At 42.3% G+C, this 10,258-nt stretch carries 15 protein-coding genes; 14 read left to right on the top strand and 1 reads right to left on the bottom strand.

Going from position 1 to position 10,258, the window contains the following annotated elements:
* Window positions 1–198 precede the first annotated feature (198 nt).
* The 11 genes from DWX84_RS16190 to DWX84_RS16150 all read left to right on the top strand — a co-directional run bounded on the left by DWX84_RS16190 (window position 199) and on the right by DWX84_RS16150 (window position 6,775).
* Window positions 199–810: a DUF4373 domain-containing protein gene (locus DWX84_RS16190; RefSeq protein ID WP_048926875.1), complete on the top strand. Its 612-nt coding sequence runs from the start codon at window positions 199–201 to the stop codon at window positions 808–810.
* Window positions 713–1,327 (top strand): DUF6633 family protein, encoded by a 615-nt coding sequence (locus tag DWX84_RS16185; protein WP_081024259.1) that lies wholly within the window; start codon window positions 713–715, stop codon window positions 1,325–1,327. The genes DWX84_RS16190 and DWX84_RS16185 overlap by 98 nt, the downstream gene beginning before the upstream one ends.
* Window positions 1,314–1,541 (top strand): DUF4248 domain-containing protein, encoded by a 228-nt coding sequence (locus tag DWX84_RS16180; protein ID WP_005863971.1) that lies wholly within the window; start codon window positions 1,314–1,316, stop codon window positions 1,539–1,541. The genes DWX84_RS16185 and DWX84_RS16180 overlap by 14 nt, the downstream gene beginning before the upstream one ends.
* 248 nt (window positions 1,542–1,789) lie before the next feature.
* Complete coding sequence (locus DWX84_RS16175; protein ID WP_227154314.1) at window positions 1,790–2,257, top strand: hypothetical protein; 468 nt, start codon at window positions 1,790–1,792, stop codon at window positions 2,255–2,257.
* A complete protein-coding gene (locus tag DWX84_RS16170; RefSeq protein WP_005863967.1) occupies window positions 2,247–2,468 on the top strand; it encodes a hypothetical protein in 222 nt (73 codons plus the stop codon). Before DWX84_RS16175 ends, DWX84_RS16170 begins: the two co-directional genes overlap by 11 nt.
* A gap of 69 nt (window positions 2,469–2,537) precedes the next feature.
* Window positions 2,538–2,828, top strand: coding sequence for a hypothetical protein (locus tag DWX84_RS21440; RefSeq protein WP_005863966.1), 291 nt, complete (start codon window positions 2,538–2,540; stop codon window positions 2,826–2,828).
* A gap of 39 nt (window positions 2,829–2,867) precedes the next feature.
* On the top strand, window positions 2,868–4,031 hold the full coding sequence (locus tag DWX84_RS16160; RefSeq protein WP_048926877.1) for a 6-bladed beta-propeller: 1,164 nt from the start codon (window positions 2,868–2,870) through the stop codon (window positions 4,029–4,031).
* 16 nt (window positions 4,032–4,047) lie between these two features.
* A complete protein-coding gene (locus DWX84_RS21505) occupies window positions 4,048–4,188 on the top strand; it encodes a hypothetical protein (RefSeq protein WP_005863964.1) in 141 nt (46 codons plus the stop codon).
* Between the two features lie 153 nt (window positions 4,189–4,341).
* On the top strand, window positions 4,342–5,061 hold the full coding sequence (locus DWX84_RS21915) for a 6-bladed beta-propeller (protein ID WP_229040570.1): 720 nt from the start codon (window positions 4,342–4,344) through the stop codon (window positions 5,059–5,061).
* A gap of 108 nt (window positions 5,062–5,169) precedes the next feature.
* On the top strand, window positions 5,170–5,556 hold the full coding sequence (locus tag DWX84_RS21910; RefSeq protein WP_229103509.1) for a hypothetical protein: 387 nt from the start codon (window positions 5,170–5,172) through the stop codon (window positions 5,554–5,556).
* A 7-nt stretch (window positions 5,557–5,563) separates the two neighbouring features.
* Window positions 5,564–6,775 carry a 6-bladed beta-propeller gene (locus DWX84_RS16150; protein WP_008773300.1) on the top strand — a complete coding sequence of 404 codons (1,212 nt, stop codon included), beginning with the start codon at window positions 5,564–5,566 and terminating at the stop codon, window positions 6,773–6,775.
* 75 nt (window positions 6,776–6,850) lie between these two features.
* Here the strand turns inward: DWX84_RS16150 and DWX84_RS16145 are convergent, their stop codons facing one another.
* Window positions 6,851–7,966: an ATP-binding protein gene (locus DWX84_RS16145; RefSeq protein ID WP_005863959.1), complete on the bottom strand. Its 1,116-nt coding sequence runs from the start codon at window positions 7,964–7,966 to the stop codon at window positions 6,851–6,853.
* Between the two features lie 184 nt (window positions 7,967–8,150).
* On the opposite strand from DWX84_RS16145, the gene DWX84_RS16140 reads away from it, so the two are divergent.
* The 3 genes from DWX84_RS16140 to DWX84_RS16130 all read left to right on the top strand — a co-directional run bounded on the left by DWX84_RS16140 (window position 8,151) and on the right by DWX84_RS16130 (window position 10,097).
* Window positions 8,151–8,585, top strand: a complete 435-nt coding sequence (locus tag DWX84_RS16140) for an HU family DNA-binding protein (protein WP_005863956.1) — start codon at window positions 8,151–8,153, stop codon at window positions 8,583–8,585.
* Window positions 8,582–9,052, top strand: a complete 471-nt coding sequence (locus DWX84_RS16135; RefSeq protein WP_008773299.1) for an N-acetylmuramoyl-L-alanine amidase — start codon at window positions 8,582–8,584, stop codon at window positions 9,050–9,052. The genes DWX84_RS16140 and DWX84_RS16135 overlap by 4 nt, the downstream gene beginning before the upstream one ends.
* A 70-nt stretch (window positions 9,053–9,122) precedes the next feature.
* Window positions 9,123–10,097 carry a FecR family protein gene (locus DWX84_RS16130; protein WP_005863952.1) on the top strand — a complete coding sequence of 325 codons (975 nt, stop codon included), beginning with the start codon at window positions 9,123–9,125 and terminating at the stop codon, window positions 10,095–10,097.
* Window positions 10,098–10,258 lie beyond the last annotated feature (161 nt).

The following is a 10,258-nucleotide window of genomic DNA, read 5'->3' as shown; positions in this document are numbered from 1 at the left end:
CAACGGATATCGGGTACATTATAATATAGGATACCCTATTTAGAGTCTATATTCATCTAAAATAACTAAGTTCGCATCAAAATAGAGTTGGAAGAGAGTGTCGAATTTCGTTTTCGAGTTTGTTAGCCGAACCTTAAACCTATTTCTTCATCCCTCGTACGGGAAACTAATCTGAATGCCACACTAAATTAAAAAATTATGTCGAGACCAATCAAGAAAGGATTAAGTTATTTTCCACTGGACACCGATATGCTGTCCGATCGAAAAATACGTCGCTTATTTCAAAATTATGGATGCGAAGGTTTCTCCACCTACATGGCGATCCTGTGTGAAGCGTATGGCACCACGGGATATTACATCCGATACACGGACGATTTCTGTTTTGATATCGGATTTACGCTCAATCTGAAGGAAGAACAGATCCGTGAGATCATCGGATTTTGTGTTGAGATCCGATTATTTAATCAGGAACTATTCGCCCTGCAAGGAATCCTCACATCTTTCGGAATCCAATCCCGCTATCGGGAAATCAACAAGCGGAGCATATCCCGTATCTCCCCCGAATGGGAAATCCGGGAAGAGACCGCCCCTATTTCTACGGTAGAAATATCGGTTCCTGTTACAGAAACCCCGGTTTTAGCGACAGAAACAGCCCCAAAAGGAAAAGGAAAAGGAAATAAAACAAACACGGTAACAAAAATTCAAGCTAGAAATGAACATTCGACCTCAAATGATAACGGAGAGGCAGGCCGCAGAGCCGAGTTACTCCAAATGGCAGCCAACGCCACAAGCGCTAGCCGACATGCGTAAACGATACGGAGACGCCCAAGGTTTCCTATCGATATTCACCCCCGATCTACAGATCGCCGCCGCCCGTCACCCGGAGCGGACCTATACGGGCACGGCCCCTACGCTGGCCACGATAGCCGTCGGCTACGGTGAACCGGTAGCTATCGTATGGATCTGCATCCAGCTGGAGAACGTAAACCTGTTCGCGGGGGTAAAAGAGAAAATGCCCGTCAGCCGCCAAAAAGAGCTGTCAGCCTTGATTCTCACAGAGTACCCATTTTTAAAGGCTTCCGAGATACTCCTTTTCTTCCACCGGCTGAAATGCGGACGGTACGGACGCTTCTACGGATCGGTGGATGCCTTGACCATCACGACCTCGCTCCTGCAATTCATGGACGAGCGACGGAAAGAGAGCGTCCGCTACCGGCAACCGGACACGGCAGCTCCCGCCACGACCACCCCCTCCTCGAGTGGTATCACGTATGAAGAGTATTTAAGATTAAAAGAACAAAAACAGCAACACCATGAACACGAATAGAATCTATGGCCATCAAGAGTTGGCCCTTTTATATTTCCCGAACGTACTCCCCTCCTCGGCCTCCACGCAATTGACCCGTTTCATCCGCCGGGACCCGGAGCTACTGTCTGCCCTCGAAGCCATCGGCTATCGTAAAGGCATCCGCCTTTACACGCCCTTGCAAGTGCGGACCATCGTCGATCATATGGGTGACCCCGAGAATTGGAATCTTTAATTTCCAAGCCTCAATTATCAATTTTCCATTATTAACGGCATAACGGTGATTTCTCCCGTAATCCAACTCTTTTTTTCGAGCGAATCACGGCCGTAAATGTTCTCAAAAAAACACGTACATGTTTTTCGAAAAACACGTACGACTTTTTCCGAAAATACGTACGTCTTTTTTTCGGGTACAAATCCCGACATTGACCGACACTGACCGACTGCCCTTTTTTCAGTCTCTTACCTTTGCGGAAAAAAGAAATGATGAATAAACTTGTATGTATCGGGCTAATTATCCTATCCGCATTGTCTTGCTCGGTTTCACGAGATAACAAGCAAAGGCTGTATAAACACGAGAAAGACTCCCTCTCGGCAATCCGTATCGACCATCTCTTTCGCCAAGCCAAAAGCGACAGCCGGAATCACCTATCGGCCACCCTGCGCCAAGTAACCTTCTCTTCCCCCGACAGTTCCGGGCGGCAATATCCGCTGTCCGTGACCACCGCCACCCTGCAAGAACAATCCCGGCGATCGGCAACAGACACCTCTTCCCTATCCAGCGCCCAACGATCCACGCAAACCAGTACCGCCACGCACGTATCGCAGGAGAGCAAGGAGCGAAAAAGACAGGCGACCCCTTGGTGGCTATGGCTAGCGCCGGGCCTTGCCCTCATCGTGATTCTCAAAAAACGACCTCGACAAAATAAAAACTCATCCTATGAACCATAAAAGAAATAAGTATCAGAAAAGAATAAATATACAATTAACAGTAGCCGTGATGTTATGCCTAGCCGGCCTCTCGCTGCTGTTCATGGGATTCTGGTGTAGCCCCACGGGAGAGATCCATAATTCCGTATTAATCGGCTTCGGTGAGGTCTCCACTTTCGCCGGCGCCCTATTCGGGGTGGATTACAAATATAAGGAGAAAAGGAACTATTAAGAAATAAGAAAACGGTAGGTGATAGTATAAATTTTTTTATTACTTTTACCCCTTACATATAATGGACTTATGAGAAAAACCTTTGTTTACCTCTTAATACTAGGCTTAACCTATTTTATTTCTTGTGATAGGCCAAACCATCACCCTTCAATCTTCCAGAAGGTAGAGAGATTAATGCCCCAACATCCGGATAGCGCCTTGGCACAAAAACAGTGGGAACAAGCGGCTTTATTATCCAAACGCTATGAGTTATCGCATGATTCCATAGAAAAAGCACGTCTGGAACAAGAGCTGGAAACAGAAAAGAATAAATGTATAACCTTGAGCAAAAGAAAAGACGTTCTAACCTATGTCATGTAAAAAAATAGCGGAATAAACAATAAATAAAATAATAGGCAAATGAAAACATTCAGTTTTATAGGAGTAACCATCCTGTTTGTAGTGACAGGGTGTGGAGGCAGTCATTCATCGACCGATGAGTTTATTACCGTAGATGTAAATGAAAGTTATTCAACCAAAAAAGAACTGGTACTGCAAGACTTCATGGATGTGGAATACATTCCTCTGGAAACAAACGATGAGTTTATTAATCAGGGATATGTACAAGCGGTTGGTGAAAAATACATAATAGTGGCAAATTATAATAATGATGGGAATATATTCGTATATGACCGGAGCGGAAAGGCCATCCGTAAGATAAACCGTAAAGGACAAGGAGGGGAAGAATATATAAATTTTAGATGTGTTACGTTGGACGAAGAAAACAATGAAATATTTATAAATGATCACTATAAGAAAAGAATAAAGGTTTATGATTTAGAGGGAAATTTTAAACGCAGTTTGAAGCAGAAAACAGAAGGTGACTCTCAGTTCTATTGGGAAATATTCAATTATGACAAAGAAAATCTGATTTGTTACGATGAAATCAATGCTGAGATACCCTTCCTGCTCGTATCGAAGCAGGACGGGAGCATAACCAAGGAAATAAGACCTTCCTTTAAAGAGAAGAAGTACTTTTTTCAAGTCTTACGGATGGAAAATAGTACAAGAGCTGCCGGACCGGGATCTTACAGCAGAATCACTCCGTTTAATGGTAATTGGATTCTATTAGAACCCTCATCAGATACGATCTACACATTGATGCCCGATTGCAGTTTACGTCCGTTTATCGCACGAACGCCACCTATCCATACCATGGATCCGGAAGTGTTCTTGATTCCGAGGTTGATATCCAATCGCTATTATTTCATGGAAGGTATAAAAAACGTATATGATTTCAGGAAAGAAGAAGGATTCCCTAAAACCTACTTTGTGTATGATACCCAAGAAAAGGAGTTTTCTAGGTATATTATATACAATGGAGATTATACTTCTAAAAATGAATTCTATATGGTTATGCTGACCCCTATCAATGCCCAAGGTGAATCATGGGCTACCCTGAACGCTTTCGATCTTTGCCGGGACTATCAAAAGGGAAAGTTGAAAGGCAAACTAAAAGAAGTGGCCGCGACATTGGAAGAGGATGACAATCGGGTGGTAATGTTGGTGAAATCTAAAAAGTAAAAAAATATCAACAGTGATGGAAAACAATTCATCAGCTGGTGGTCATAGGGAATCACGCCAACACGAAGGATGCCGTCATCCGGATAAGGCATTGGAACGATCTGAGGTGAACATAGAGGGCTTTACTACCAACAAAAAGAGCCTCAATAAATGCTAGACAACACCTTTACGAAAATATCGGAGATATTATTTGCTTATATACAGGAAGAAGTATATGTTTGTCGTGAGGACTCTGTAAACACAAATCATCATTCCATTTTCATGGAATGATTCAACTTGTGTAATATTCATTGTTTAAATAAAAAAACGCATGAATAAAATCATATATTACGTATCGATCACGTTACTAACGGTTGTTTCCTCATGCGGAAATAAAGAGACAAATGTATCCAGAAAGTTGACCTTGGATAATTGCCCGGTCATAGCACAGGTTATTAATCTGCAAGGAGATCCGGTGACTAATTTAGACTTTTCTTCCGTAAAGGATACATTCAATTTACCATTAAGCTCCTTGCTATCTTCCTTTCAAGTTATTCGCCTAGAAAATTCGGAAGACGCACTGACCGCCGCAGGACAAGATACCCATATAGCCGTGAGTGACCATTATATTTTAGTGAAATCTTTTAGGGCAGGCTCTTCTTGTAAGCTCTATAACCGTAATGGGGATTTCATCAGAAAGATCTCCTCCCAAGGACAAGGGCCGGATGAATATAACTTATCTATTTATGATCAGTATTTAGATGAAAATAATAATAAAATCTATCTAATGGAGATTCGTGCCTCTAAGATATTAGTGTTTGACCTCGACGGGCAGCCACAAAAACACATTCCTCTGGCCTATATAACCCATAAAGGACGATTTGTTATCAATGACGAGAAAAAAACAGTAACCGTCATGTGCATACCTTTTCAGGGAACTCCCACCGCATTGATCTGGACACAGGATTTCGAAGGCAATATCATCCAAGAATATCCGGTCTCCGACCAATTCATGTTGATCCCAAGCACTTACGATTATGAGGTACGGTAGTCCTTGAATACCAACGCTTCCGACTTCTATCTTCATAATTGTATAGCCTCGCAAGACACACTTTATCATTATGACATAGACTCGAATACGCTACACCCTGTTTTTACGATGCATACGGGTCATGAGCCGATCTGCCATTATTTCACGGAGCTGCCCAATCACTTTCTAGTCACTTGGTATACGCAAACCTCTTGGAATAATGAGTTACCCCGTTTCCCGAAAATCCTAGTAGACAAACAAAGCCTTAAAGGTTGTTTCGTGAATTTGAAATGGAATATGCTAGGGAATATAGATGGGCCTACCAATCCGTCCTTCAATCGAGGTTATTTCACTGCGATCATGGAACCTTACGCATTAAAAGAGCAATTGGAAAAAGTTTTGATTTCCAATCAAAAACTATCTCCGGAGGTGTTGAGAAAAGTAAAAGAGTTGAATAATCGAATTACCGATGATGATAATTGTATCGTCTTTATAGGAAAATTGAAAACAAAATAAAAGAAACATGAAAGCCATAATCACAATCTCAGCGATATGCATACTTTTAACGGTAGGATGCAATCGAAACCCAGAGAATCCGGATAAGTTGCGAACCATACTTTTCGAGCGATGCATAGAGACAGAGCAAAAGATGAAAATCTCCGAGATAGCCGATACCATTGAGTATTTAGAGTTGAAGACTCCACATGATATCGTAATCTCCCGCATCTTAAACATTGTCTGCGGTGATAATTTCTGGTTGATTCACACAAGGCAAGGAATTTACAAATTTACGAGAACCGGTGAATTCGTTAAACAGATAGGCCGTCAAGGACAAGGACCCGACGAATATCTCTATATTCTAGGCATAGATATAAATCCTACTCGAAAAGAGATCATCCATGCGGATACGCAACAGATCTTATATTATGATTACGATGGAAATTTTCTTCGGAAGGAGAAAATTAATGATTACTTTTTTAATATAGTCTTTGTGGATTCTGTATTATGGACTTGTAATCTTTGTATGCATATAGATAAATATATGGCTTGCGCATTGAGTTTAGCGGGTGATACCGTTACTGTCATGCCCAATCCGAATTATGGGATAGAGAGTCTCAACGAGGGATTTTCTTTTGTCTCCTCCTCTGAATTGAGAGAATTCTCGAAATATAAAGAGAATGTTTATATGAAAACCCGCTCGTCAAGAGATACCGTATATCAGTTATCGGGAACAAAATGGAGACCTTATCTCTATCTAGATATGGGTAAATACCAGATGCCCATAGAGTACGAGGCTTGGTATTCCGAGGACGCATATAACAAAAATGCGATTAATTATTGGAATATACCAAGATTGGAGGAAGACGATCGTTACTTCTTTTTCACCGCAGTCAGGCAAAAGCAGACTCAACGGGGAGAGAATGAGAATGATTACAAATTCGTGATTTACGATAAAAAAGAGAGGGAGGGTTTTGTTGTGAAAAATGAGGACGGGATGAAAATCACCGACGATATTTTAGGTGGCCCCAATTTCTGGCCTCGTTGGAGTACTAACGACCTATACATTACGACCATGGAATGGTTCGACCTAGCGCAATGGATAAAGGATAAGAAACGCACCCTATCCCCTACCTTGCAAAAACAGTTCGAAAGTTGGGGAGAGGACACAAATCAACTGATCGTGTTGTGTAGAAAAAAGAGAACAAATATTTTGGCATTTGGGCAAAGAAGATAATCCCATCATAATATTAATGGAATAATTTTTGGTAGTACGAGCAAACTGTGTCAACTAAATATTTTTCATCCGTTGTCATATCCGGCTGAGCCAAATAGACATGAACCTATCATACACGATATACCCATCCGGTTGCCTCAATATAAACTCCTTATCTATTAAGATCCTTAAGGAAGTATTCACGCTACTCACCGCCTTCAAATCATACTTTTTGATGAAGGCGGCAGCATTGACCTCCCGGACGATCCCTTCCTTGGCGATCGCTTTCAATAGCTGGATTTGATTAAATGTCAACAATTGGAAATAAGTCTGGTAGGTATATTCTTCTTCCCGTAAGATCTCCATCATGAGAGAATCAAGAAGCTCCGGAGAAAGTGTTTTTTCCGGTAAAGCGAAGAGACGGTTCAAAAGATATTGCACATACCAAGTATGCCCATCTACCCATGTGTACACCTTATCAAATATTTCTTCCGGAAGCTCCTTCCCTTCCTTCTCGAAGAAAGAATGGGCAAAGGAAAAATACACCTCCTTGCTGATCTTGTCTAAAAATAATTTTTGGGTGGATTGATAGAAGGGGCGCTTGATTGAGAAGAATATATATTCCATCAAGTGCTTTTTACTCCCCGAAAAGATAAAATGAACATTCGGCAAAAATTGAATATAAGAACGCAATAGGCCTTCCACCCCTTTCTCCGGATATTCCATGATTTGCTGGAACTCGTCAATAGCCAGATAACATTCTCTTCCAGACTGCCGCAAGTAGTCGAAAATCTCCTTCAGCGTCTCCTCCTCTTTCGAAGGGACGATATCCAAGGATACAGACGGAATGCCCGATAACTCATCCATTGTTATCACGGGACGGCAACTCTTAAAAAAAGAAAGCAAGGTCTTCAGCGTAGATTGAGAGAGACTATCCAGCTTACCTAAGATCTCCCTTCCCAACAAAGCGACAAACTCACGCAAATTTTGAGTAGAGAAAATATCTAAGTAGAAGCACTTGGCATTCTTCTCCTTTTCTTGTAGCGTATAAAAAACATTCTTGATCAAACCGGTCTTTCCCATACGGCGAGGGCTTACCAACGTGATATTTCTCCCGTTATGAAGAGCGGATAAAATCACTTCTGTCTCTTTCTCCCGATCACAAAAATATTCTGGACCTTGATAACCAACTATTAAAAAAGGATTATTCATATTCAGCATCTTATTTGCATTACGCAATTCACGTAACGCAAATTACGTAATAAAAAACCAGAATAACAAGTAAACCGACTACTACTTACATATCCCGACACTCACCGACACTCGCCGATTCCCGTTTTTCAGAGGCTCTATCTTTGCATTGTCATTAGTAATTAACCTTTTAAAATTCAAAATTATGGCAGTGAAATTTAAAGTAGTAAAGCGTAAGGTATTGAACGGCGCAGAGAAAGACTCAGTAAAGAACTACGCGATCGCTAAAACGTCGGGGACTTCGGACCTCAACAAATTATGTAAACTGATTTGCTCTCGCTCCACGCTTTCGTCGGCGGACGTGAAAGCGGTGCTCGATTCATTAAACTGGGCGATGGATCTGGAACTTTCCTCCGGCAACGTGGTGCAATTGGGAGAATTTGGAAACTTCCGTATGTCTATTAACTCCGAAGGAACGAATACGCCCGAGGACTTCGACGCCACCAAGATAAAGGGGGCACGTATTATCTTTTTCCCGGGCTCGGCCCTGCGGACTACCCGCAATGAGGTGAATTTCGAGCCTCTGGAGGTTACGAAAAAGAGCGCAGGTTCTGATAGCGAAAGCCCGGACGAGATATGAGAAAAATTGACCTGATCGTGATTCATTGCTCGGCAACCCGTGAGAATACGGACTATAGCCCGAAGCAACTGGAGAGTGACCACAAGGCACGGGGATTCCTCCGTGCCGGTTACAACTTCTACATCCGTAAATCGGGAGAAGTGGTGAACCTGCGCCCGCTAGAGCAAATTCCGGCTCATGCGAGAGGACACAACAAACACAGCATCGGGATTTGCTACGAGGGTGGACTGGACATCACCGGACAGCCACGGGATACCCGCACACAGGCTCAAAAGACCTCGTTGTTACGTTTGATCCGGCATCTCTTAATCTGCTTTCCCGGTTCATGGGTCTGTGGGCACCGGGATCTCTCGGAGGACTTAAACGGAGACGGGACGATCTCGCCGGATGAATGGATCAAACAATGCCCCTCATTCAACGCGATCCCCGAATACAAAGAACTCGTGTATGAGCTACGAAAAAAATAAGTAAAAAATCTATGCTCCCACTAAGGGTTTTCAAATTTGGTTGCGACTATTAGTATAGAAACAACTTAAAATGGAGAATAGCATAGATCATATTATCACAAGGATATTAAGTGGCAACAGCTCCTCGGAAGATTTTCTTTCGCTGAGCGAATGGCTGAACGCAGACGAAAAGAACAAAAAAGAATTTCGGTTGCTAAAGAGTTATTGGGATGCGGAAGTCTCGTTCAGCCATTCCTTAATGCCTAATGTGTCCCTCGATAATTTGAGAAAGAAAATCGATGATCAAAGCAGGCAAAAGAGATTGAGGCTCATCCGTTTCATCGCTACTCCCATTGCGGCGGCAATCGCCTTTCTTGTTTTGTTTTTCGCTACGACGCACTTAAATACCCGGGAAGGGAAGGTTCAGCAATTCTATACCTATATAACCGATAAAAATAAATCTCATTTTACATTGGATGATGGTACGAAGATCATTTTGAACCGGAATAGTCGCTTTACCTACTCTGACGCATACGGTACGGATCAGCGAAAGGTTAATTTGGAAGGAGAAGCCTATTTCGAGGTGGCGAAAAATCCGGAAAGACCTTTCATCGTCGATATGGGAAATGCCTCCATACGGGTATTAGGTACGACCTTTAGTGTAAAAGCCGATAAAGGGAAGGATCAGATCACGGCCGTCCTGCTGGAAGGGTCTATCCGTTTCGAAAGCCCGACACAACAAGTCTTACTCGCTCCCGACCAGCAACTTACATTCATCCGTTCAACGAACAAGATTGATATCCAATCCGTCAACGCAAAAGAAAATCTGGCATGGAAAGACGGCTTGCTAAAGTATAAATCAATAGCGCTTTGTACCTTGCTGAATGAGCTTGAGAAAAGATACGAGATCCCGATCCATATAGAAAACAAGAGATTGCTGGACCCGAATGTCACTGTATCCGGAACATTCAGCGAGGATCAATCTTTAAAGGAGATTTTACAAGTAATATCTCGCAGTTTGCCGATCAAATGGTCACAAAGAGATGGAACTTACTATATTCAATAAAATAAAAATATCAACACATCTTAAAAAACAAGCAATGCCTATGAGATAACACGGATCATATCTTTCAAAAAAAACAAAACCGGCTGCAAAAATACAGCCGGCCCCATTAAAAAGAATTAATTCCTGCTTCTGCTACTCCACGACCAAATTTTGTGGCAGAC

Origin of the sequence: Parabacteroides sp. AF21-43, from assembly GCF_003635435.1 — a bacterium.
Classification (GTDB): Bacteria; Bacteroidota; Bacteroidia; order Bacteroidales; family Tannerellaceae; genus Parabacteroides; species Parabacteroides distasonis.
The sequence above is the reverse complement of the archived record's forward strand: the minus strand, read 5'-3'. Positions and strand labels throughout refer to the sequence as shown.

Bases quoted from the DNA above. Each gene is read 5' to 3' on its own strand.
- DWX84_RS16160 (WP_048926877.1), top strand. From the start codon at position 2,868: ATGAAAACATTCAGTTTTATAGGAGTAACCATCCTGTTTGTAGTGACA.
- DWX84_RS21505 (WP_005863964.1), top strand. From the start codon at position 4,048: ATGGAAAACAATTCATCAGCTGGTGGTCATAGGGAATCACGCCAACAC.
- DWX84_RS21440 (WP_005863966.1), top strand. From the start codon at position 2,538: ATGAGAAAAACCTTTGTTTACCTCTTAATACTAGGCTTAACCTATTTT.
- DWX84_RS16175 (WP_227154314.1), top strand. From the start codon at position 1,790: ATGATGAATAAACTTGTATGTATCGGGCTAATTATCCTATCCGCATTG.
- DWX84_RS21915 (WP_229040570.1), top strand. From the start codon at position 4,342: ATGAATAAAATCATATATTACGTATCGATCACGTTACTAACGGTTGTT.
- DWX84_RS16150 (WP_008773300.1), top strand. From the start codon at position 5,564: ATGAAAGCCATAATCACAATCTCAGCGATATGCATACTTTTAACGGTA.
- DWX84_RS16145 (WP_005863959.1), bottom strand. From the start codon at position 7,966: ATGAATAATCCTTTTTTAATAGTTGGTTATCAAGGTCCAGAATATTTT.
- DWX84_RS16140 (WP_005863956.1), top strand. From the start codon at position 8,151: ATGGCAGTGAAATTTAAAGTAGTAAAGCGTAAGGTATTGAACGGCGCA.
- DWX84_RS16190 (WP_048926875.1), top strand. From the start codon at position 199: ATGTCGAGACCAATCAAGAAAGGATTAAGTTATTTTCCACTGGACACC.
- DWX84_RS16180 (WP_005863971.1), top strand. From the start codon at position 1,314: ATGAACACGAATAGAATCTATGGCCATCAAGAGTTGGCCCTTTTATAT.
- DWX84_RS16185 (WP_081024259.1), top strand. From the start codon at position 713: ATGAACATTCGACCTCAAATGATAACGGAGAGGCAGGCCGCAGAGCCG.
- DWX84_RS16130 (WP_005863952.1), top strand. From the start codon at position 9,123: ATGGAGAATAGCATAGATCATATTATCACAAGGATATTAAGTGGCAAC.
- DWX84_RS16170 (WP_005863967.1), top strand. From the start codon at position 2,247: ATGAACCATAAAAGAAATAAGTATCAGAAAAGAATAAATATACAATTA.
- DWX84_RS16135 (WP_008773299.1), top strand. From the start codon at position 8,582: ATGAGAAAAATTGACCTGATCGTGATTCATTGCTCGGCAACCCGTGAG.
- DWX84_RS21910 (WP_229103509.1), top strand. From the start codon at position 5,170: ATGCATACGGGTCATGAGCCGATCTGCCATTATTTCACGGAGCTGCCC.